The 21,362-nt window shown below is 61.4% G+C and carries 21 protein-coding genes; 11 read left to right on the top strand and 10 right to left on the bottom strand.

Annotated features, from left to right (window positions below; all coding sequences use genetic code 11):
• Window positions 1-27 precede the first annotated feature (27 nt).
• Window positions 28-1,122 (bottom strand): phosphotransferase family protein, encoded by a 1,095-nt coding sequence (locus tag J2X62_RS13360; RefSeq protein ID WP_310181159.1) that lies wholly within the window; start codon window positions 1,120-1,122, stop codon window positions 28-30.
• 244 nt (window positions 1,123-1,366) lie between these two features.
• Here J2X62_RS13360 and J2X62_RS13355 point away from each other — a divergent pair, with 244 nt between their 5' ends.
• Both J2X62_RS13355 and J2X62_RS13350 read left to right on the top strand, forming a co-directional pair.
• Complete coding sequence (locus tag J2X62_RS13355) at window positions 1,367-2,686, top strand: MFS transporter (protein ID WP_310181158.1); 1,320 nt, start codon at window positions 1,367-1,369, stop codon at window positions 2,684-2,686.
• Between the two features lie 74 nt (window positions 2,687-2,760).
• A complete protein-coding gene (locus J2X62_RS13350; RefSeq protein ID WP_310181156.1) occupies window positions 2,761-3,339 on the top strand; it encodes a TetR/AcrR family transcriptional regulator in 579 nt (192 codons plus the stop codon).
• Here J2X62_RS13350 and J2X62_RS13345 read toward each other — a convergent pair.
• From J2X62_RS13345 to J2X62_RS13335, 3 genes are all read right to left on the bottom strand, one after another.
• Window positions 3,336-3,770 carry a Dabb family protein gene (locus J2X62_RS13345; RefSeq protein ID WP_230594674.1) on the bottom strand — a complete coding sequence of 145 codons (435 nt, stop codon included), beginning with the start codon at window positions 3,768-3,770 and terminating at the stop codon, window positions 3,336-3,338. The two genes, J2X62_RS13350 and J2X62_RS13345, sit on opposite strands and share 4 nt — an antisense overlap.
• A 268-nt stretch (window positions 3,771-4,038) precedes the next feature.
• The gene (locus tag J2X62_RS13340; protein ID WP_310181154.1) at window positions 4,039-4,386 is read right to left on the bottom strand and encodes a hypothetical protein; all 348 of its coding nucleotides are present in this window, start codon (window positions 4,384-4,386) and stop codon (window positions 4,039-4,041) included.
• A 73-nt stretch (window positions 4,387-4,459) separates the two neighbouring features.
• Complete coding sequence (locus J2X62_RS13335; protein WP_032379337.1) at window positions 4,460-5,521, bottom strand: hypothetical protein; 1,062 nt, start codon at window positions 5,519-5,521, stop codon at window positions 4,460-4,462.
• 288 nt (window positions 5,522-5,809) lie between these two features.
• On the opposite strand from J2X62_RS13335, the gene J2X62_RS13330 reads away from it, so the two are divergent.
• The 5 genes from J2X62_RS13330 (at window position 5,810) to J2X62_RS13310 (ending at window position 12,452) form a co-directional block, all read left to right on the top strand.
• On the top strand, window positions 5,810-6,697 hold the full coding sequence (locus tag J2X62_RS13330; protein WP_032379336.1) for an SDR family NAD(P)-dependent oxidoreductase: 888 nt from the start codon (window positions 5,810-5,812) through the stop codon (window positions 6,695-6,697).
• 96 nt (window positions 6,698-6,793) lie between these two features.
• Window positions 6,794-7,831 carry an alpha/beta hydrolase gene (locus J2X62_RS13325; RefSeq protein WP_310181150.1) on the top strand — a complete coding sequence of 346 codons (1,038 nt, stop codon included), beginning with the start codon at window positions 6,794-6,796 and terminating at the stop codon, window positions 7,829-7,831.
• The gene (locus tag J2X62_RS13320; RefSeq protein ID WP_032379335.1) at window positions 7,821-8,726 is read left to right on the top strand and encodes an SDR family NAD(P)-dependent oxidoreductase; all 906 of its coding nucleotides are present in this window, start codon (window positions 7,821-7,823) and stop codon (window positions 8,724-8,726) included. The genes J2X62_RS13325 and J2X62_RS13320 overlap by 11 nt, the downstream gene beginning before the upstream one ends.
• On the top strand, window positions 8,723-10,729 hold the full coding sequence (locus J2X62_RS13315; protein WP_310181148.1) for an NAD(P)/FAD-dependent oxidoreductase: 2,007 nt from the start codon (window positions 8,723-8,725) through the stop codon (window positions 10,727-10,729). Before J2X62_RS13320 ends, J2X62_RS13315 begins: the two co-directional genes overlap by 4 nt.
• Window positions 10,730-10,757: 28 nt before the next feature.
• Complete coding sequence (locus tag J2X62_RS13310; protein ID WP_310181146.1) at window positions 10,758-12,452, top strand: 3-ketosteroid-delta-1-dehydrogenase; 1,695 nt, start codon at window positions 10,758-10,760, stop codon at window positions 12,450-12,452.
• A 65-nt stretch (window positions 12,453-12,517) separates the two neighbouring features.
• On the opposite strand, the gene J2X62_RS13305 is transcribed toward J2X62_RS13310, so the two are convergent.
• A complete protein-coding gene (locus J2X62_RS13305) occupies window positions 12,518-13,303 on the bottom strand; it encodes an SDR family oxidoreductase (RefSeq protein ID WP_310181145.1) in 786 nt (261 codons plus the stop codon).
• Window positions 13,304-13,502: 199 nt separating this feature from the next.
• On the opposite strand from J2X62_RS13305, the gene J2X62_RS13300 reads away from it, so the two are divergent.
• The 3 genes from J2X62_RS13300 (at window position 13,503) to J2X62_RS13290 (ending at window position 16,876) form a co-directional block, all read left to right on the top strand.
• Entirely contained in the window at window positions 13,503-14,360 is an 858-nt protein-coding gene (locus J2X62_RS13300; RefSeq protein ID WP_310181143.1) for an alpha/beta fold hydrolase, read from the top strand.
• Window positions 14,361-14,423: 63 nt separating this feature from the next.
• Window positions 14,424-15,965: an FAD-dependent oxidoreductase gene (locus J2X62_RS13295; RefSeq protein WP_310181142.1), complete on the top strand. Its 1,542-nt coding sequence runs from the start codon at window positions 14,424-14,426 to the stop codon at window positions 15,963-15,965.
• Between the two features lie 122 nt (window positions 15,966-16,087).
• Window positions 16,088-16,876, top strand: a complete 789-nt coding sequence (locus J2X62_RS13290) for an IclR family transcriptional regulator (RefSeq protein WP_032379638.1) — start codon at window positions 16,088-16,090, stop codon at window positions 16,874-16,876.
• Between the two features lie 54 nt (window positions 16,877-16,930).
• Here J2X62_RS13290 and J2X62_RS13285 read toward each other — a convergent pair whose 3' ends face one another.
• Complete coding sequence (locus J2X62_RS13285) at window positions 16,931-17,308, bottom strand: nuclear transport factor 2 family protein (protein WP_032379333.1); 378 nt, start codon at window positions 17,306-17,308, stop codon at window positions 16,931-16,933.
• A 448-nt stretch (window positions 17,309-17,756) separates the two neighbouring features.
• Here J2X62_RS13285 and J2X62_RS13280 point away from each other — a divergent pair, with 448 nt between their 5' ends.
• On the top strand, window positions 17,757-18,401 hold the full coding sequence (locus J2X62_RS13280; protein WP_310181137.1) for a PadR family transcriptional regulator: 645 nt from the start codon (window positions 17,757-17,759) through the stop codon (window positions 18,399-18,401).
• A 9-nt stretch (window positions 18,402-18,410) separates the two neighbouring features.
• Here the strand turns inward: J2X62_RS13280 and J2X62_RS13275 are convergent, their stop codons facing one another.
• The 4 genes from J2X62_RS13275 to J2X62_RS13260 form a co-directional block, all read right to left on the bottom strand.
• A complete protein-coding gene (locus J2X62_RS13275) occupies window positions 18,411-19,073 on the bottom strand; it encodes an IclR family transcriptional regulator (RefSeq protein WP_371832722.1) in 663 nt (220 codons plus the stop codon).
• Between the two features lie 228 nt (window positions 19,074-19,301).
• On the bottom strand, window positions 19,302-19,817 hold the full coding sequence (locus J2X62_RS13270; protein ID WP_310181133.1) for a flavin reductase family protein: 516 nt from the start codon (window positions 19,815-19,817) through the stop codon (window positions 19,302-19,304).
• Window positions 19,818-19,840: 23 nt separating this feature from the next.
• Window positions 19,841-20,356: a nuclear transport factor 2 family protein gene (locus tag J2X62_RS13265; protein ID WP_032379330.1), complete on the bottom strand. Its 516-nt coding sequence runs from the start codon at window positions 20,354-20,356 to the stop codon at window positions 19,841-19,843.
• 45 nt (window positions 20,357-20,401) lie between these two features.
• Complete coding sequence (locus tag J2X62_RS13260; RefSeq protein ID WP_310181132.1) at window positions 20,402-21,298, bottom strand: LLM class F420-dependent oxidoreductase; 897 nt, start codon at window positions 21,296-21,298, stop codon at window positions 20,402-20,404.
• Window positions 21,299-21,362: the final 64 nt, after the last annotated feature.

The raw sequence follows: 21,362 nt of genomic DNA, 5'->3' as shown, positions 1-21,362 counted from the left end.
CCCTTCAGGATCGCGGTGAGTGCGGGCTCAGTAGCGCAATGCCGCAATGGTTGAGGTTCTGGCGGCATCCCGAGCACGATCGACCAACGGGCGGACCATCGCGCCTACGTCGTCGAATCCATCGCCCACGGTTTGTCCGTTTTCGTACCTGGCGTGGATACCCGCGAGGATGATCGCGATTTTCAGATCTGCGAACACGAGATACCACTCCAGCGCGACGGTATCGACGTCGTGCTGCGCTCCGTAAATGTTGAGAATGTCTGTGCGGCTGGGGAATCCGGGAAGTGCAGTCAACCCACCGGTGATCGGATGCGGTTCCTCACCTGGTTGGTCCCAGAAGCTGAGCATGATGGCGAGGTCGGCTGCGCAATCGCCGAGGGTCGACATCTCCCAGTCGAGAACACCGACCACCGAGCCGGGGTCGTCGCGAGAGACCATGAGGTTGTCGATCTTGAAGTCGCCGTGAACGAGCCCGACGGAGCGGGTCTGCGGCAGCGAGCGAGTGAGGGCACCGAACAGGTCGTCCACGGCAGAGGCCAGGTCTTCCACCAAAGGTGTACGTGATGACTCCCATTGCCCCGACCACCGTCGAAGTTGACGCTCGGTGTAGCCGTTCGGCCGGCCGAAATCTCGCAGTCCGACGGCGTCCGTATCCACGCGGTGTAGATCCGAAAGAAGTTGTGCAGCAGAGTTTCCCAATGCTGCGCGCTGCTCGAAGCTCAACGACGCGGCATCGTCGGGGGAGCGGAGGGTGATCCCGTCGAGACGATCCATCACGTAGAAGGGTGCGCCCAGGACGTCGCTGTCTCGGCACATGCAGACGGTCGTGGGAACGGGGACGCCGGTATCCGCCAGAGCAGACATCACGCGGTACTCGCGGGACATGTCGTGAGCGCTGTCGAGAACGGAACCGAACGGTGGACGGCGCAAGATCCAGGAGTGCTTGGCATCGTCCACCCGATACGTGGGATTCGATCGTCCGCCGCTCAGGAGCTCGGCGGTCAGATATCCGTCGACGCCGTTGGGGAGCGTCTTGTCCAAGTAGGAGGTGAGGGCGAGAACGTCGAGGCTGTCCGTTCGATTCGATACAGATGCCCGCGCGCCGGACTGTGGGTAGTTCATGTGTTGCCTCTCGAGCAAGAACCGATCGTACGTTCGTCTGATACGAGCATGGGCGAAAGTGGACGGGTAGTCAAGCAATCCGGAACCGACCTCGAAAACAGCTGTGTACCTGCAGTGTGGCAAGTGTCGATGCAAAATCCAGAATGGTAGCCAATTCACTTGCCGAGCGTACGTTCGTCTGGCACAGTGCTTTCACTGTGACCTGCATCTCCCACGAAGCCCTCTCCGATGCTCAGGAGCAACCATGACCGATCGCACGACCGCGACGACATCCTCGAACGCGTCCTGGACGAAAGCCGACCACCTGAAGGCGAGGAAAGCGGCCGTAGCCGGAGGAGTCGGCACACTCATCGAGTACTACGACTTCAGCCTGTACGGCTACCTCGCGGTGGTAGTGGCACCGCTGTTCTTCCCCAGCAGCGACCCCACTACGTCGCTACTGGCCTCACTTGCGGTGTTCGCAACCGCGTACCTCATGCGTCCGCTGGGCGGTGTGGCGTTCGGCCATGTAGGCGATAGGTTCGGACGCAAGACCGCCTTGCTCGCCACACTCGTCTGTATGGGCATGGCCAGCATGGCCATGGGATTGTTACCGACGCATGGGCAGGTCGGAATCTGGGCGAGTGTGCTGCTGCTGTCGGTGCGGCTCCTGCAAGGGTTCTCGGCCGGCGGCGAAGTCGGCGGCTCGGCAACGTTCATCTCCGAGTCTGCTCCCGCCCACCTCAAGGCGACGTACGGAGCATTCACGCCACTCGGGTCCACCGGCGGATTTGCGCTCGCGGCCGGAGTTGCGGGTCTGACCAGTGCCTTGACCACAGACGAACAACTGCAGTCGTGGGGATGGCGCATCCCCTTCCTGTTGGCACTGCCGTTGACGCTCTTCTGCCTGTGGGCACGAACACGGGTCGAAGAAACTCACGTCCGAGCCGAAACCGGGGGCCGGGAAGATCATGCGCCGATCGTGAAGTTGTTTCGACGCCAGCCAGTCGCGTTGGTGCAGGCGACCGGCATCAGCGCTGCATGCAACGGGACCGCTTATATCGGTCTGACGTACATGTCCATTCACCTCACGACTCAACTGGGTTATTCGCGGACAACGGCCTACTGGACCGCCTTCGGAGTCATCGCACTGGTCGCGCTCGCTATGCCGCTCGGCGGGCGAATTGCCGACCGAATCGGACGCGTGCGATTCATGGCGTGGAGCCTGGTGGGGTTCCTGGTGCTCACATTGCCGGCAATGTCGGTGATGCATCACGGAATTCTCATTGCAGCCGTGGCTTACCTTCTCGTCATGGTGAACACCGTGGGCACCCAGGTCGGTGCGTACACGTTGTTACCCTTGCTCTTCGAGCGAGATCTTCGGTTCACCGGCGTGGCGATGGGATGGAATCTCGGCGTGGTGATTGCCGGGGGTACAGCACCTCTGGCCGCAGTGTGGTTGATCGACCGCACGGGGTTGGTGCTCGCTCCTGCGTTCTTCGTGATGGTATGTGCGCTGGTCGGTCTTGCAGCTCTTGCCGGCGTGCGACTGCGGTCGCGTGTCGCGGATCAGCACACAGGGTGATCCATCGGTCCGATAAGGTTCGTGTTCGGTCGGTGCTCCATCACCGACCGAACGCGAACCTCGGGAGAGATGTGATGGCCGTGAACGGACGAGACGCGATCCTCGCATCGGCGATGGGCCTGTTCACCGAACGCGGGTACTTCGGAACCACCATGAGGGATATCGCGAAGGGCGCTGATATGACGGTGGCGTCGATTTATCACCACTTCACCTCGAAGCAGGCAATTCTTCAAGACATGATGGTTTCCATCCTGAAGGAGACCATCTCCCTGACTCGAAATGCCGTGTTGCAGGCGGACACTGGATCGACCGACCGCCTGTGCGCATTGGTCACCGCGTGGGTCGTCTTTCATGCCACTCGGCGACCGGAGGGCATTATCGGTGCCAGCGAACTCCGTAGTCTGGACCGTGAAGGGCATCGACTGGTCGTCGCGCTGAGGGACGAACAGGAAATGCTCTTCCGAGATATCGTCGCCCGTGGTGTCGACACCGGCGAGTTCGACACCCCTCATCCCCAGGATGCTGCCCGCGCACTCATCACCATGGGTTTCACGATTTCTATGTGGTACAGGAATTCAGGGCCGGCATCACCCGACGAAATGGCCGCACGGTATTGCGACCTGGCGCTGGACCTGGTGCGAGCAAAACGTTAGTGCGACTCGACGGCAACAGGCAAGTGTGCCCCGGTCTCGTCCTCGGAATGCGGCGACAGGATCGACGAATCGATCTCGCAGAACGTGTGGCACACACGGTCTCGGACAATGATGTCGGGGCATTCGGGGTCGAACCATCGATCTACGATTCCCCAGTGCACCGGGTGGTCCATGTACTCGCCGAGCAAGCCGCCGACGTCGGTGAATTCCTGCTCCCACACATGTGTCCACGCGGTCGGCCCGAAGGCGTCCGTCACGCGGGAGAGCCGCCACCGAACAATGGATGGAATGTACTTCGGCATCGACAACAGGTCGGCCTCGAACCTGTGTGTCGTATGGGCGTTCGTCCCCGGTGTGACGCGAAGTAGCAGCGCTCGGTAGATGCTCGCACGACGATTGCCGTTGCACGTTCCTTCGAATGTCGGGTCCATCGTCCGATAATCGGCACCGTGCACTGAGTGAACTGCGTCCGATGATTCTGCTACGGCATGAATCTCGTGTGCGGTTCGCTGTGCCGCGCACGAATCGTGGAAGCGTAGCCTGACGATGAGGTCGCCGCCGTTGATCGTTCCGGGTGATGTCGGTTCAACCGAAAAACTCGTGGCCTCACTGAGTTTCGCGACCGATGACAGCGCATCGACGGTGGCGGCCCAGGTACCAGTATCCGCGCTCGGCGCAGCGCGTACGACTCGAATGACCTCAAACACCGACGAGACCGCCGATGTCAGAGGCTTCCACTGCCATCGACCTGTGGCGCTCGATGATCATCGATTCGGCTTCCGCCCACCACTGCCGCACAGAATTGTCGCCGCGCCCGGCGCGAGTCATGTTCCACCAGCCGGGCGCTCCGAGCACCGTCCAGGTAATCGTGAGTTCGTTCGATTCGTCGTCCAACCACAGCGGCGGGCTGACAAGAACGCTCTCCATCACCATGCCGCGACGACGTGCGCCGGGTGCGTAATCAGCCATGTACTTCTCGAGAAGTTGCTGCGCACAACCGTGCCGAGCGATGATTCGGTCCACAACATACACCTTCGTACCGCTCATAAATCGAGCCTGGCCTTCCCTCTTTTGGTACCCGACAACGTTGTAACGCAACTGAACTCGCCGATCGGCTCTGTCAGCGCGCAGGCCGTGGGATGTCGAGGGGCGCGACGTCGGGGTATTCGTTCGGAGCCATTGCGTAGACGGATGTCAGCGTGGCCATGAACCCTGCATCGTCGAGTGGGTCGGACGGTTCCTCTATCGCGACGCCGCGGGCGCGCACGTCGGCGACAAGCATGCCGATTGCCTGATCGACCGTGAGATCGTCGGTGTGGTCGAGATATGCCTTCACTGCCGCTCGGTCGTCGAACACGTAGGCGCTGTAGTGGAACAACATTCGCATGTCAGCATTGTCGAATCGGGCGATGTCCTCGTCCCCGTTCCGCACTACCCAGCCGTTGTCGCCGTCACCGGTGATGACGGAATCCAGTTGCAGTTTCGGGATTGTGCGCTTGTCGCGGGGACCGTTGGCCTCACCGCGGTGAAACATCTTTTCGTTGTTGGTGAGGAGGCCACTGTTCCAGAACGGAGCCGGAAATCGCTGAGGGGGAAGCTCTGGACCATCGGGCCAGTAGGTGAAGCCGCCGTCGACGTCGCTGTCGTAGAAGTAGGCAATGACCTGACCTGTCTTGACTTCCCAGCGCTCGAAGAGCCCGGACTTTGCCATAACACTGACAAGCCAGAGGGGTGCATTGTTCATGCTGACCCCTCGCCAGGTCGCCCCGTCGAAATGACCGCCGTCGAAGCTATGAGCGGGTGTGCGGATGTTGAAGAGGTAGCTGCCGGGTATTGCGTACTCGGCACCGTGAATTCCCTTGATCATGTCCATGAACTTGCGGTTGTAATACAGATCGTGAGCAGCCGGTTCGTACACGATTCCGCCATCTCCGAAGTAGCTACGGAATGTGGGCGTGAGCAGATCGGACAGTTGCAGTGGTATCTGAGGATCTCGGTTCTTGGCACCCGACACGGCCATGTACTCTTCGGCGTTCTTGAAGTGATGCGCAGCGACGAGTCGCCATGGCCCGTTGTTGCGCACGATGTCGACGAGTAGTGCAATCTCGTCCGGCGTGTAGATGTTCTCGATGAACTGCGGTGGCACCGCGGGGGTCATAGGGTGCCGGGTAACAGTCGTCATGGTGAGTCCTTTCGCGCTGCATTCTGGGAATCGGCAGCCGTTGCATCGCCCCGCCTGGACGAGCTCCGAACCGGGCCGATTGTGATTCGCGTTACCGCAATTAGTTCGCCGGCCGGCCCGCCGATCAACTCCTCGTCCCACTGCACGGGAGACTCGCGTCGAAAAGTCTTGCTCGCGGCCTGGAATATCGGCGTCTGTCTCACTGAACGGGCGCAGTGCGTGGCCGGACGGCCGCCAGAGACGAAGGTTGGACCTACTTGAAGAACCTGTCCTAGAAGGAGGAGATTCGTGCAGCAGACGCTTGCCGGCAAAACAGCGCTCGTCACTGGTAGTAGTCGCGGCATTGGGCGTGCGATCGCGCAACGCCTCGCGGCTGAGGGGGCGACCGTGGTGGTCAGCGCGAGATCGGCAGAGCCGAAAACGTCTGTCAGAGGCGGTGAGCCGGTCTTGGTAGAGGGATCGTTGTCGGAAACGGTCGCTCTCATCGAGAAAGCAGGTGGCATTGCTGCCGCAATTCCTGCAGATCTCGAGCACGCAGACGAGCGATCTACTCTGATCGGTGAGGTGGTGCAACGGTTCGGCTGCCTCGACATCCTGGTCAACAATGCAGGCTTCGCGGACTATTCATCGATAGAGCAGATGTCGATGGCTACCTTCGACAGAACGCTCGAGCACTACCTGCGAGCCCCGTTCCACCTGTCTCAGCTGGTTGTCCCAATCATGCGGGAGCAGCGGGCAGGGTGGATCGTCAACATCGGATCCTCCACGGGTCTGAGCCCGGTACGGCCGTTCCGCGAATACAACAAGACATCCGGTGACGTTGTGTACGCGGCGACGAAAGCTGCGTTGCATCGGTTTTCACAGGGGTTGGCGGCGGAGCTGCTCGATGACAACATCGCGGTCAACGTAGTGGGCCCCTCGACCGCCATCAGAACGCCAGGGGCACATGCGCTGCTTCCGGACGGATACGAGGCCGAACCTGCGGAATACCTGGCGGAAACAGTGCTGGCGATGTGCACGGTTCCGGCTGCAGAGAGGACCGGCCTCGTCGCCTTCAGCCTGCACTATCCATGGCACACCGAAACGGACGTGAGAACCCTCGACGGGACTGGTGTTCTGCCGCGGCGACAGCCTCCGGAGTGGGCCAATCCCAATATCCGGCCTGTGGGCCTGTGAAAAGGATGCCGCTGAATGGAACAGCGTCGCCGGTGGTGACCGTCCTCACACTACGTTTTGCGGGTAATCGCACCGATGGAGAACGGGGCTTGGAAGGTGAATGAGTCGAACGTGCGGGTGACGGAAGTGTCCGAGTCCGAACATGTCGAGAAGACGACTGTGGAGTGTGCTGTCCCGTCGTTGTCCAGCGAAGCCGCCCTTGTGGTCGAACGCATGGCGCTGCGGTTCGGTGATTCCATGACTGCGCGCTCGGTGGGGGAGTTGCGACGTCTGGTGGACGAGAACACCCGACCGGTAGTGTCGCCCATCCTTTCGCAGACCGATGTCCGTGTCGTGACGTCGAGCGGCGAGGTGCCGATCAGGATCTACCGACCCCGCGACGGCGACGGCTTGGGAATTGTGCAGTGGATGCACGGTGGTGGTTTCACAGTGGGTTCTTTGAATCAGAACGACGAGTACCTGCGCAAACTGAGCGTGTCGACCGACACCGTTGTGGTTTCGGTCGATTACCGGCTTGCGCCCGAACACCCACACCCGGCTGCTGTGGACGATTGCTCGGCAGTATGGGCATGGATAGCCGGGAAACCCGAGGCGCTAGACGGTGTGGATGTCGATCGCTGCATTCTCGCCGGCGAAAGTGCCGGCGGAACCTTGGCTTTGGTGCTCGCTCAGATTGCCCGTGATCGTGAACTGGCAAGGCCGGTCGCCGTTGTCAACTTTTACGGCCCACCTGACATGGTCGTGTCGAATCCCGAGTGCGCGACCGGTGCACTCACTGTCGACGACTGCCGATTCTTCTGGGACCAATACACCGATGAGACTCAGCGCCGGGATCCGTATGTGAACCCCGCGCACGGTACCGGCTTCGAGCAGCTTCCACCTCACTATTTCGCTGTTCCCGAGGTGGACGTCATGCGGATGACAATCACCGGATACGCCGACAAGCTGTCCGAGGCCGGAGTCGATGTACGACTGAGGATCCACCGAGGAATGATGCACGGGTTTGCCACTATGACAGCGGAACTGGAGCCCGCCCGCATCCTGTTCGCCGATGTCAGCGCCTACATATCTGCGCAGCTGGATGTCGGCGTGCCCTCGGCGCTATCAGGAGGTGCGAACCCCCATGTCCGGTAACAGATTCAGTACCGGCATCGCCGTAGTGACCGGTGCGGCCGCGGGAATCGGCGAAGGCTTCGTTCGCCACCTGGCGTCGAGAGGAATGGCGGTGGTCGTGGCGGACATCGATGCGGAAGGAGCCGAGCGAGTCGCCGCCGACATACGGCAGTCCGGTCGGTCGGCCATCGCGTACTCGGTCGATGTGACCGACTTCGCCGCCGTCGATGCCATGGCGCAATCCCTCTTCGACCAGCACGGGGCAGTCGATTTGCTGATCAACAACGCGGGCATCGAAACCGCCGGACTGACGTGGGAGGTGGACGTAGAGCGCTGGAAACGCGTCATGGAGATCAATGTCGACGGCGTGTTCCATGCAGTCAAAGCATTCGTGCCCAGGATGATCGCCGCGAAGAAGCCCGCATGCGTTGCGAACGTCTCCTCGGTGGGCGGAATCAACAGCGTTGCGGTGCAGGGACCCTACATCGTCAGCAAGTTCGCCGTCCTTGCTCTCACCGAGAGTCTGCACCAAGACATGTGCCTGGTCGACGCGGATATCCAAGTGTCGGCGATCGTTCCGCATTCCGTGCGCAGCAACATTTTCCACGCGGCGCGTCGAGATGCGCCGACCGACAATCCGGTTGCCAACGCGGTCTTCGATGCCATGCAGAGGGATAACGTGCTCGCTGGCCTCGACCCGGTACGCGCCGCGACGCACATGACCGAAATGTTGGCCAAGGGTGAGTTCTGGGTGTTTTCACACGACGATCTGTGTGCCGAGTCGCTGGACCGCAGAGCGTCGCAGCTGACCGACCGACGGCCACCGTCGGATCCTCGAGCGATGTTGGAGCGCATGGGAATCCGACATCGTCCCGAACACAATTCTGCAGTGCACAGTATGGGAGCCAGCACGTGACACAGACTTCGGACCGCCCGACTTCGAGATTCTCGGAGGACGAGATCTCACTCCACGACGTGATCGATTCGTGCAATCCCGGGGCTCTACTCTTGTCGATGGTGCACGTCACGGGTGATCTCGGGCTGATGGAGGAATTCGAGAACATGCTCGAGTCTTCCGGTGAATCCCGATCGAGTACGCACTACGGCGGAGTCGGCGGTGGCACGCTGCCCTATGGGACATACCCCGACGAGGTTGCTCGCGCCGTCAGGGAACGGGCCCGCGAGGTCCTCCTCGACTACGATGTCGATTCCCAACCGACAGAGTTCGACGAGAGTCTGTTCAGGAGACTTGCGTCGCTGTGCACCAATACCGAAGTGACAGACGAGTTCGTCCCGATCCTTCTGGAACAGGCCGGCTTTCGACCCGCGCAGCGGGTCGTCCCGATCACCAAGAGTCCATCCGCCTGCACCGACGTGATCGTTGTCGGAGCTGGAATGATCGGTATCAACGCAGCTGTGAAACTTCAGGATGCGGGCTTCGAGTTCCGGGTGTTCGAGGCCAGGGATGATATCGGTGGAACATGGTCACGAAACACGTATCCCGGTGCAGCAGTGGACACACCGAGTCACTATTACTCTTTTTCGTTCGAGCTCAATCCCGAGTGGAGCCGGTACTATCCTCCAGGCCCCGAGTACCTGAGATATTTGAAGGCCGTGGTGGACAAGTACGATCTCGCACGACGCATTCACTTGTCGACCGCCGTCGACGGGGCCACGTGGATAGAAGACGACCAGCAGTGGGAGGTCGTCACTCGCGCGGCAGATGGCTCGACGACCGTGCACCGCAGTCGCGCCTTGGTCACTGCGCTCGGTGTTCTCAATGCGCCCAACATGCCGAACGTTCCCGGTTTGGACACCTTTGCGGGCGACGTCGTCCACACAGCGGAGTGGCGTGAAGTCGATCTTCGGGGAAAGCGTGTCGTGGTTCTGGGAACGGGCTGTACCGCGGTGCAGTTGGTCACCAGCATCGTCGACGAGGTAGGTGCCCTCGACGTGGTGGTGCGCACGCCGCACTGGATCGTGCCGGAGAAGGCTGTCGAGAACGACGTCCCGGACGGGGAACGTTGGGCGATGCGACATCTGCCGTTCTATCAGAACTGGTTCCGGCTGCGGGCGTTCTGGCTCGCGTCGGACAACCTGTACGCCATCCCGAGAATCGACCCGGAGTGGGCCGAGAATCACCTGTCGGTGTCGAAAGTCAACGACAGCGTCATGCAAACCTCGCTGCGGTACCTGCGGGATTCACTGTCGGACCGACCGGATCTGATCGAGAAGTTGACGCCCGATTTCAGGCCCTACGGCAAGCGCATCGTCAAGGACCCAGGTTTCTTCGCTGCGCTCAAGCGTGACAACGTCACACTTCATCGGGCGTCGTTCGAGAGCGTGCGTCCGGACGGTGTCGTGACCACGGATGGGACGTTCGTTCCCGCGGACGTCATCCTGCTCGCGACTGGGTTCACGGTCGAATTCGCAACCTCGTTGAACATCATCGGGCGAGACGGTGCCAGGCTTGCCGATGTCTGGAAGAACGGCGACGACCCACGTGCGTACCTGGGTATCCATGTCCCGAAGTTCCCCAACCTCTTCGTGACTGCGGGGCCGAACGCAGCGCCCAATCACGGTGCAGGACACAATATTACGAGCGAGGAGCACGTGCATTACATCGTCGAGTGTCTGCAGTATCTCGTCGAGCACGAGTACAGCTCGATGGATGTCCGTGTCGAGGCGATGAACCGCTACAACGATGCGGTCGACGCGGCATTGGACAAGACGGTGTGGGCTCATCCGGGTAAGCAGGTCACCGGGTATTACCGCAACACGGCAGGCCGACCGATCGTTCCGTGCCCCTGGCGGATCGTCGACTACTGGACCATGCTGCGAGCGCCCGATCCGGACAAGTACTCGTTCACCGCACTTGCACCGGACTCCCGCGTGGATCGCGCACATTCACACCCCTGACATCGAACACAAATCTCGAGGAGCCGAAATGGGAAAGAAAATGCCATCGCTGGAACAATATTCAGCGGTAGACACCGAGGTCGACCTGGTGGTCATCGGGTCCGGTACGGGAATGGCAGCAGCACTTGCCGCCCACGAACTGGGACTGTCCGTTCTGATCGTGGAGAAGACGCAGTACGTCGGGGGTTCGACCGCGCGATCCGGCGGGGCGTTCTGGCTACCGGCCAACAAGTTGCTGACCGGGAAAGCCGGTGATTCGCGCAAGAGTGCCGGCGACTACGTGCGCGCCGTGGTGGGTGACTCTGCCCCTCGAGAACGCGGCGAGGCTTTTCTCGACAATTCCGCAGCGACGATGGACATGTTGTCGCGCACGACCCCGATGAAGTTCTTCTGGGCCGAGGGTTACTCCGATTATCACCCGGAGCTCGACGGTGGGACAGCTACCGGACGCACGTGCGAATGCAAGCCGTTCGACATGTCGGTACTGGGATCGGAGATCGGTCGTCTGCGGCCCGGCCTCATGGAGGCGGGCCTGCCGATGCCGGTCACAGGTGCCGACTACAAGTGGATGAATCTTCTTGTGCGAAAGCCAGGTACGGCTCTACCGAAGATCTTGAAGAGGTTGGCCACCGGAGTCGGCGGACTGATCATCGGTCGTCGGTACGTCGCCGGCGGTCAAGCGCTCGCGGCCGGGATGTTCGCCGGTGTTCTGAAAGCCGGTATCCCGGTGTGGACCGAGACCACCCTCGTGCGGCTCGTCGAATCCGCCGAACGCGTGACGGGCGCAGTGGTATCGCAGGGCGGGAGAGAGGTCACAGTGACGGCGCGCAAGGGTGTAATTCTTGCCACCGGTGGTTTCGATCACGACATAGCCATGCGTCGAAAGTTTCAGTCCGACTTCTTGACCGAGGACTCGAGTCTCGGTGCCGACGGAAACACCGGCGACGGGATCCGGATCGGACAAGACCTCGGAGCAGACATCGACCTGATGGATCAGTCCTGGTGGTTTCCCGCCGTGGCTCCGTTGCCCGGCAAGGCTCCTGGTGTGCTTTTAGCCGAACGGTCGCTCCCCGGTTCGTTCATCGTCGACCAGAACGGCAAGCGGTTCATCAACGAGGCGCAGGACTACATGTCGTTCGGCCAGCGCATTCTGGAACTCGAACGCCTCGGCAGTCGCGTGGAATCGATGTGGTTGATCTTCGATCAGCGTTATCGAAACAGCTACCTCATGGCCGCTGAGCTATTTCCGCGGATGCCGATTCCTCAGGCATGGTACGACGAAGAGATCGCATACAAATCGTCCGATCTCGCCGGACTGGCGCGTTCGGTCGGGCTTCCGGTCGAGACGTTCGAGGCAACTGTCGAGTCCTTCAACCTGTCCGCGAGCAACGGAAAAGACCTGGAGTTTCATCGCGGGGACAGTGCGTACGACCGCTATTACGGAGATCCGACGATCGGGCCGAACCCGAATCTCCGACCGCTGACAGACGGACCGTTCTACGCGGTCAAGGTGATTCTGAGTGACTTGGGCACCTGTGGTGGCCTTCGAGCCGACCAACGAGCGCAGGTTCTTCGTGAAGACCGTAGCGTCGTGAACGGGTTGTACGCGATAGGCAACACTGCAGCCAACGCGTTCGGTCATTCCTACCCGGGAGCCGGGGCCACAATCGGTCAGGGGTTGGTGTTCGGTTACCTTGCGGCGCTCGAGGCGTCGAAGAACTGAATGCTACAACCGGGGCAGCACGGTCCCGCCGCGACGAATCGGCGACGCGGCGGGACTGCGACCGGTCAGGCGTGGGTGCCGCCGTCCACTCGGACTTCGGTCCCGGTGATGAATGCGCCGTCGGCGCTGGCGAGCATCGCGACGACGCCGGCGACCGACTCGGGACCGGCGAAGCCGGCACCGAGGATGGGCTGCAGTTTCGCGAACAAGCTCCAATCGGTGTCCTCGGGAAGGCCTGGACCTACGCTCTGGCCGCTCACCCCGGTGCCATCGGTCATTCCGGACGAAATCGATCCGGGCTGAACCGAATTGAACCTGATGCCCCGCTTGGAGTACTCAGCCGCCAAAGCGTGTGTCATGGACTGGATTCCACCTTTCGTGGCCGCGTAGGCCGCCATGTACGGGTGCGCGAATCCCGCAGAAGTCGAGCTGAAGTTGACCACCGCGGATCCGTTTCCGGCCAGCAGTGCGGGAACGGCCTCTCGAATCATCAGGAACGTACCGATCAGGTTGACGCGGACCACCGATTCGAATAGGTCCAACGTGGTCTCCTCGGTATGGGAGGATCTCAGGATCCCCGCCGCGTTGACGAGCACATCGAGTCCGCCGAGGGTGGACACCGCTGTCGACACCGCCTGGCGAACGGAGTCCTCGGACGAGATGTCGACCACCACGGTGCTCAATCTGTCCCCGATGTCGCCGGCCTTCGTGACGGTATCGCCCAGCCCGGCCTCGCTGATATCGGCCGCAACGACCGTTCCTCCTTCGGCCAGCAGGCGGAGAACTGTGGCCTGGCCGATGCCCGAACCGGCTCCGGTGATCAATGCGCGTCTGTCTGTGTAACGGTCCATCGGCTGACTCTCCTGTGGCTCTCTCTCGGCGTGTGGGTCCACGACCGTCGGGAGCGTAGTCGGGCCCGCCCCGTTCGGGCCGCTGACTTCCCGGTGATCGGGACGGCAAGTAGCGCAACGCAGTACGTGGGCAGCCGCTTTCTCTCGCTCATCGGGAACCGAACTGGTGACCGGTCCGGCACGATGGCACGGTGAGCCCATGACGAGTGAACTGGATCACGATTCGACGTTGCGGGATGTCGACACCGAGCTGGGTGTTCTGCGCTATCACGAAGCGGGTGACGGCCCCCCATTGCTTCTGTTGCACGGCTCGGGACCCGGCGTGACCGGATGGCGCAATTATCGCGGTGTTCTCGACGATCTCGCATCGCGCTTCCGTTGCTACATTCTGGAATTTCCTGGTTTCGGCGTGTCCGACGCAGGCCCGAGCCACCCGATGGTGATGGCGCAGCAGTCGGTGGGTCTGTTCCTCGACGCGCTCGGCGTCGGTCCCGTAGACGTCGTAGGTAATTCGATGGGCGGAATCGTGGGAATCAACGTCGCGATCAACGAACCGCATCGCGTCCGTCGGCTCGTGACCATCGGCGGGGTCGGGCGCCCGGTTCTTTCCAGCGGACCGAGTGAGGGCATCAAGCTCCTTATGGAATTCACCGACGAACCGAGTCGCGAGAATTTGGTCCGTTGGCTGCGGTCGATGGTATTCGACCAGTCGTTGGTGACCGACGAGTTGATCGAGGAGCGGCTGGCGCTGGCAACCGAGCCCGCGACGCTGGAGATCGCGCGTCGGATGTACAGCAGCGCCGCGTTCGGTGCAGCGATGAAGGCGGCCGCTTCGTCACCAGAGCCGCCGTACTGGTCGCAGCTCGGCCGTATCGAGGCTCCGACCTTGCTCACCTGGGGCCGCGACGATCGTGTCAGTCCTGTCGACATGGCGCTCGTGCCGATGCGGGACATCCCCAATGGCGAGTTGCATGTGTTCCCCAACTGTGGGCACTGGGCGATGATCGAGGCGCGGGCCGCATGGCTCGGAGCCGTGATCGAGTTCTTGGAACGGTAGACGACCCGAGTTCCCACATTCTTCGTTTTTCCCTTTTCATTCGTCCCAGCAAAGGTGATGGACATGTCCGATTGGACCTCCGAGTACGACGTCGTTGTAGTGGGTTCCGGAGGCGGTGCACTGACCGGTGCGTACGCCGCCGCAGCTCGTGGAGCAAGAACTGCTGTTCTGGAGAAGACGAGCCGTTTGGGCGGCACGTCTGCGTATTCCGGTGGCGCACTGTGGTTGCCGGGGACGAGTGTGCAAGAGCGTGCTGCTGCCGGGGACTCGACGGACGCAGCCCGCACCTACTTGCGCGCCGTCATAGGCGATTCCGAACTCGAGCGTCAGGAGGCCTTCGTGTCCACTGCGCAATCGGTGGTGGACCTCCTGGAGGGTGATCCGAACATCGAGCTGGAGTGGCGGCCATTTCCCGACTACTACGCCCGCCCCGGACGGCAGGATGTGGGCCGTGCGATCCACGCCGTCGACCTCGACAGTGACCGAATCGGCGCACGACGAATCGATGTTCGACCGGAGTTGCACGTCGATCGTGCCGGATACGAGCATCCGGACGAGACACTCACCGGCGGTAGAGCATTGATCGGCCGGTTGACGATGGCGTTGGACGGGACCGGACATGCCGATATTCGTCTCGGTACGGCAGTGACGGCATTGATCATGGAGGACGGGCGGGTGGTAGGCGTCGAGGCCCATCACGACGGTGTGACTCACCGGATCAAGGCCACTCGCGGCGTACTTCTGGCGGCCGGTGGAATCGAAGGAAACGCATCGCTGCGGGGTGAGGCCGGTACGCCTGGGCGTGCCGCATGGAGCATGGGGCCGCGGGGTGCGAACACCGGCGATCTCCTGTGTGCGGCTCGCGAAGTCGGAGCAGCAACAGCACTGTTGAACGAGGCCTGGTGGTGCCCGGGCGTGGCGTTGCCCGATGGATCCGCGGCATTCATGGTGGGCGTACGCGCCGGAATGCTCGTGGATGCGACGGGGGAGCGGTACCTGAACGAATCACTGCCCTACGACCAGTTCGGCCGCGCGATGCTCGAACGCGATTCTGTCGTCTCCGCGGTGCCTTCCTATCTGATTTTCGATTCCCGTGACGGTGCGCCGATCCTTCCGGCGATATCGATTCCGGATGTGCCCGCGTCCGACCATCTGGACGCTGGGACGTGGGTGCAGAGCAATACCCTCGAAGCCCTGGCCGGCGAAATCGGTGTTTCAGCAGACACTTTGGTGTCGAGTGTCGCGCGGTTCAACGACGGTGCGAAGAGAGGCGTCGACGAAGATTTCGCGCGGGGAGAGGACCCGTACGATCGCTTCTTCTGCCCTCCAGGTGGTCCCGATCAACCGAACCCCGCACTGCGGCAGATCGATACAGCGCCGTTCTATGCAGCCCGGATCGTGACGAGCGATCTGGGAACCAAGGGTGGGGTGACGACGGATGCGGATGCCCGCGTACAGAGCGTTGCCGGACATGCGATCTCGGGGCTGTACGCAGCAGGCAACACGGCCGCGTCACTGAGCGGTTCGTACTACCCAGGCCCCGGTGTACCGCTGGGAACCGCCATGGTGTTCGCCTATCGTGCCGTGTGCCACATGCTGGGATGAGCTCGTGTGCGCGTCGCCCGTACGGTCGCTGTTCACGCGAAGACTGCCGGTCCCACAGCCCGCATTAGCGCTCTACCGCCGTGATGACTAGAGTGATGGCAGTCACAGGGATGGAGGCCGTGGTGAGAACCACCCGAAGCAACACCGATCCGGCTTCGGTCGTCGACAGGATGACTGCAATAGTCGAAGCTTTTCAGGATTCCGGGCCACTGACGCTGTCGGACGTCACCCGTCGTACCGGAATGCCCCGATCGACGGCACACCGCCTTTTGGAACAGCTCACGACAACCCGGTGGCTCGTTCGAGACCGTAATACCTACGAGCTGGGCGTGCGAGCCTACGAAATAGGCCAGTGGGCGCTGAGTCAGAATCGGCTGAGAATTGCCGCGCTACCGGTGCTGCACAAACTGGCCCGAACAACCGGAATGACGATTCACCTCGGCAATCTCGAGGGGAATACGGTTTTCTACGTCGATCGGATTCCGGGGTCGACCCCGCTGCGACTCCCGACGCGGGTCGGCGCGCGACTACCGGCTCACGTGACAGGTATCGGCAAGATCATGCTTGCCAACGCCGGTCGTGACGCCACTGCCGACCCAGACGCCGATTCGGACGAGCTCGATCAGCCGTTGCGTCCACTGACTCAATACAGTCTGTCGACTCGAGAGCAGCTCGATGCCGAGCTCGAGCGGACCCGTGACCGGGGCGTGGCGATCGACAGGCAGGAGACCGTAGTAGGCATCGGCTGTGTTGCCGCGTCGATCGGCCCTGCCGACCACTTCTACGGCAATCGCTCAGCCATCTCGCTGTGCGGTCCGGTGCAGGAGATGAACTTTGCACAGCTGGGTGGAGTGGCTCGTATGGCCGCCCGCGAGATTTGGGACGCGTGCGTAGCGAACGACTTGCGGTAGCGAGGCCGGCGTCTCCGAGCCACCGAGATGACTCGGAGACGCTGGGCCCATCGGCTACGAGAATTGATAGTCGGTTTCGGAAAAGACGGCTTTCATCGACGTGATTTTGCCGGACTCGTCGAATGTCATGATGTCGATCGGAGATACATCGACTGTCGAGTCGGGGAGCGTGGTCGACACTCTGAACAAGAACGCCGCAGTGTTTCCGCCCTCGCGGTACGTCAACAAAGTCGTAGTGCAATTCAGGGCGGCAGCTCCCTCGTAGAAGGTTGCGATGGCCGCATGGCCGTGGATCGGGATGGAGCCCGCCGGATCCTCCACGGTTGCGTCGTCGGAGTAAAGAGCTGCAATCTCGTCAGCAGTACCGGACTCGACAAGTCCCAGGTAGCGCTCGACGGTGGCGCGAAAAGTGGATTCGACATTGGTGGTCATCGAAAAATCGTACGGCTCGGGGGCAACCGCTTTCGGTGGTTGTCTCACCCACCGGGAGTTGCTTTCGGTGATCTAACGAGATCGGAATGACGCCTCGTTCGGTAACTCCAGCGAACTCTCGAGTATGACTTTGTTGCGGAATGCCTCTTCGATCGTCAGTCGAAGCGCATCGCAGGTTCGATTCGAGTCGCCCAGCCTGCGCCGCGCAGAAGCAATTCGAGGGCAGTGCCGAGTGTCGTCCATCCACTGCACCGATGTATGTGCAGGACTGAATTTCTCGACCATGACGCTTCGACCACAATGGCCACAGTCCAGGTTCTGCATTGTCATGGCGCGAGCCTTCCGTCGAATGTGCCGAAGAAAGGTCCAGTCTCCGTCCGCACACGGTCTTCGGCAATACCTGTTCCCGCTGAATCGAATTGCGGCCACCGATTGCTATCCTTTGTCGATGGACTCGATGGGACAGAGCGGCTATCCCATGTTGCCCGCCACCAGCTGGGCAGTATTGGGGATGCTGACGTTCGGTGAAGAATTGACCGGCAGTGATCTGAAGACGTGGGCGGACTGGAGTATCGGGTTCTTCTACTGGAGTCCTTCGGTGAGTCAGGTCTACTCCGAACTGAAGAAACTCGAAGCTCAGGGATTCGTGTCGTATCGAGATGTTGTGGAAGAGGGCGTGCGCGGCCGCCGGCTGTATGCCATCACCGAGTCGGGCTTGCAGGCTGTGACCGCGTGGTCCCGAACGTCGCCGGTCGACGAGCCTGTTCTGAAGCACGGCGTTCTCCTGCGTGTATGGATGGGGCACCTGAACGATCCTGACAGCCTCAAAACCGTTCTGGAACAGCATATCGACAACATGGAGGCAAAAAAGGAACGCGCAGCGTCTCATGCCGAACACTCGAAAGATGAACCGGGATGGTCCTATTCGCGTTTGAGCCTGCTGTGGGCTCACCGTTACTGCCAGGCGGAAATCGACCTGGCGCGAGATCTCGTCGGCGTCGTCGACGAGGTAGCCGAGCAGCAGGCTCGCTCGGCCGTCGACTCGAATGGAATGCCACGACCCATAAAGCCGGGGCGGTGGCGGAATCGTTGACTCGGCGGATCAGGCGGGGTGCAGGGTTCGCACGTAGCCGCGGGAGCGCCGGGTTCTGTCCTGCAAGATGGGTGCCACGTGCGACCCGCAGTCGCGCCACACGGCCGACGCCGTGAGTCGAACCAGGTTCGCACTTTCGCGGTCGAACGACATGTGAGAGAGCGGTCCGCACAGGGAGATCGCAGCCGCCGTCGATCCGAGCGGTCCGATGGGTGCCGCGATGCATCCGACACCCGGTACGGCCTCCGAACGTTCGGACGCCAGTCCCACGTCCCTGATCCTGTCGTTCTCGGTACCCGATTCGCCCGCGAAGGCCAGGAGCACCTTTCCCAAGGCTGTGTTGTGAGGCGCGCGTCGAGTGCCCATTCGAGTTGGAACCGTCGATCCGAACCGTCCGCTCATCTTCTCTCGGTAGAGCAACGAGTTGTCGTCGAGGACAGCGAGGTGGACGACCAGGCCGGTGCGGTGATGTAGCGAACGCAGATGCGGAAGAGCTGCTGCGTGAAGGGGATCTTGTTCGCGCGCAATGTGGCCCAGTTCCATGAGCCGCGTACCGAGCGAGTACAGGCGCTCGGTACGCGTGACCCACCTCAGCTGCGTCAGGTGTTCGAGTATTCGGTGGGCCGAAGACCTGGGCAGGCCGGTGATGTCCACGACCTGTGTGAGCGACAATTCACTGCGTCCATCGAAAGCGTCGAGCACCAGCGACGCTCGATCCAGTAGTGCGACCGGTGCGCCAGTGTCGCTACACGTTGTATGTCTCAACGGAGACCTTCCCATTGCGTCGAAGGCTTGTGCAGGGTGTTTCGATTAGGAATAGTCTCACAACGCCCAAGAAATGTGAAGCAGGTCACTGTCCGGCTTTCTGCAATGGAGCGTCGGAACCGAGTCCTACGGCTGTTACTGCGTCCAGAGGCGTCCGTACCTGCCGCGGTGGAACAGCAGCGGATCGTGATCGTTCGAGTGCATGTGGTGCACTCGTGAGACGACGATCATGTGATCGCCGGCGTGATGCTGCTCATCGATCTCGACCTCGAGCCACGCCGCTACTCCGTCGAAAACGGGAGCTCCACTCGGGGATGGCGTCCACTGCAGGTTCTTGAACTTGTCTGTTCCGCGCGTGGCCAACTGGCGGCCGATGAACTCCTGACCCTCGGAGAGGATGTTGATCGCCTGGCGTCGGGCCTTGATCACGCTCGGCCACGACTGGCTCGTGTGGGCCACGCAGAATGCGACCAGCGGTGGATACAAGGACACCGACGTGAACGAGTTTGCAGCCAAGCCTACTGGCTCGCTCGAATCAGGTTGCAGCGCAGTGATTGCCACTACTCCTGTTGCGAAGTGGCCGAGTACCGATCGTAAGGAGTCGGAATCGACGGCTGCAGAGGTGTCGGTGGTGTTCGGTGCGTCGGTCACTGTCTGATTCCCATCGGTCGGTGTCACAGTGCCGCTACAGCATCGTGGAAGTGGGGAGTGTGGTCCACGCGCAGCCGGCTCAGACTTCGATAGCTGATGAGCCACGTGCCGTCGACTTGGCGATACTCCTCGTGGTAGTGCCCGTAGCCGTGCAGGTGCTCTTCGGTTCCGTCCACGTTGGACCACCACAGCTTGTCCTCCATCGCCCAGATGCCGGTTGCGGTCGTATCCGAGGTGAGCTCGATTTCCGGCGTGTGAGCGTGATGAACCGAGGTGATTACTTTGTCTCCGTCCATGAACCCTTCGATGGTCTCCGCCAATCTCCGATTTCCCTGAACACGATTGGCAACGCCACCGGTTCTGGGCTGCCGTTCGACGGGCATTCCGCCCCAAGTTTCGGAGATCACGTCCGTGGTGTGCAGTGTCGGGTAGACGTGCCATTGCTTCGAGTCCATGCATCGCAATCGAGCAGAGAATGTCCGCTTGATCTGTTCGATTGCCATCAATTGTTCTGCAGCCGTGAGTGTAATGGATGTCATCGAGCCACCATGCTGTCTTCCTGACAACGTCCGAAAGAGCGAATCCTACTGAGCGGTCACTGGATCGATGTTCACTGGAAGCGCGTAGCCCTCGCTGACGGCAATCTCTCGCAAGGACTCCAATTGCTCGCAATAGTGGCCGACATCGCGTGCGTGAATGCTGGCACCCGCGACGGTCGCTCCGGTTTTCGCAACCTTGTCCAGGGCGCGCGCGGTTCCGGTTCGGTCGGCGATCGGATCGATCCGCGATTCGAGTGTCAGCGCGATTGCGAAGTCGCGGGGCAACACTACGGTTTCCAACATCGCGGCGACTTCCTGATGTGTGAGACCGAACGGCACCCAGCCGTCGCCGTGTTCGATTGCGCGTCTCAACGATCGACGTGTCCGCCCGCCGATCCACAGCGGTACTCGGTTCTGTAATGCATGTGGGCGTACTACCAACTCCGAGAACTCGTAGTGCGTACCCCGATATGTCGGGTGCGGGCCGGACAGCGATGCCCGCAGCGCGCCGAGGGCATCGTCGGCTCGGATGCCTCGGTCCTCGAACGGAACCCCCAGCAACTCGAACTCCTCGCGCAGAGAACCGACACCCAGCCCCAGAACCAACCGGCCTCGGCTGACCATGTCGAGAGTGCCGTACCGTTTCGCAATCTCGAGTGGATGGTGGTAACCGAGCACCAGAACCTGAGTGAGCAGTTTGACCCGGGTGGTGAGTGCGGCGAGATATCCGAACGTTGCCAGCGGGTCCCAGTACGTGCCCCCGCGTGACGCGGCGATCTCGGTAGGCACCGCGATGTGCTCGCTGCAGGTAAGGTGGTTGTAGCCCAAGCGATCTGCGACTACCGCAATCTGCGCGATATCGTCGATCCCGGCAGTTTCTTCCCACGCTGAGAACGCACCGGGAAACAGGGTGAGTGCGGGCGTATTGATTCCCAAGTGCATCCTGAAGTTGTAGCCCGTTTCGTCACCGGCCTACTTCGCCGGTCCCGTTCTGCGGGATTCGCGA

The organism is Rhodococcus sp. 3258 (genome assembly GCF_031456475.1).
Lineage (GTDB): Bacteria > Actinomycetota > Actinomycetes > Mycobacteriales > Mycobacteriaceae > Rhodococcoides > Rhodococcoides fascians.
The sequence above is the reverse complement of the archived record's forward strand: the minus strand, read 5'-3'. Positions and strand labels throughout refer to the sequence as shown.

Bases quoted from the DNA above. Each gene is read 5' to 3' on its own strand.
- J2X62_RS13260 (WP_310181132.1), bottom strand. From the start codon at position 21,298: ATGCACTTGGGAATCAATACGCCCGCACTCACCCTGTTTCCCGGTGCG.
- J2X62_RS13350 (WP_310181156.1), top strand. From the start codon at position 2,761: ATGGCCGTGAACGGACGAGACGCGATCCTCGCATCGGCGATGGGCCTG.
- J2X62_RS13285 (WP_032379333.1), bottom strand. From the start codon at position 17,308: ATGACCACCAATGTCGAATCCACTTTTCGCGCCACCGTCGAGCGCTAC.
- J2X62_RS13310 (WP_310181146.1), top strand. From the start codon at position 10,758: ATGGGAAAGAAAATGCCATCGCTGGAACAATATTCAGCGGTAGACACC.
- J2X62_RS13300 (WP_310181143.1), top strand. From the start codon at position 13,503: ATGACGAGTGAACTGGATCACGATTCGACGTTGCGGGATGTCGACACC.
- J2X62_RS13355 (WP_310181158.1), top strand. From the start codon at position 1,367: ATGACCGATCGCACGACCGCGACGACATCCTCGAACGCGTCCTGGACG.
- J2X62_RS13360 (WP_310181159.1), bottom strand. From the start codon at position 1,122: ATGAACTACCCACAGTCCGGCGCGCGGGCATCTGTATCGAATCGAACG.
- J2X62_RS13345 (WP_230594674.1), bottom strand. From the start codon at position 3,770: ATGGACCCGACATTCGAAGGAACGTGCAACGGCAATCGTCGTGCGAGC.
- J2X62_RS13305 (WP_310181145.1), bottom strand. From the start codon at position 13,303: ATGGACCGTTACACAGACAGACGCGCATTGATCACCGGAGCCGGTTCG.
- J2X62_RS13295 (WP_310181142.1), top strand. From the start codon at position 14,424: ATGTCCGATTGGACCTCCGAGTACGACGTCGTTGTAGTGGGTTCCGGA.
- J2X62_RS13265 (WP_032379330.1), bottom strand. From the start codon at position 20,356: ATGACATCCATTACACTCACGGCTGCAGAACAATTGATGGCAATCGAA.
- J2X62_RS13280 (WP_310181137.1), top strand. From the start codon at position 17,757: ATGGACTCGATGGGACAGAGCGGCTATCCCATGTTGCCCGCCACCAGC.
- J2X62_RS13320 (WP_032379335.1), top strand. From the start codon at position 7,821: ATGTCCGGTAACAGATTCAGTACCGGCATCGCCGTAGTGACCGGTGCG.
- J2X62_RS13340 (WP_310181154.1), bottom strand. From the start codon at position 4,386: ATGAGCGGTACGAAGGTGTATGTTGTGGACCGAATCATCGCTCGGCAC.
- J2X62_RS13335 (WP_032379337.1), bottom strand. From the start codon at position 5,521: ATGACGACTGTTACCCGGCACCCTATGACCCCCGCGGTGCCACCGCAG.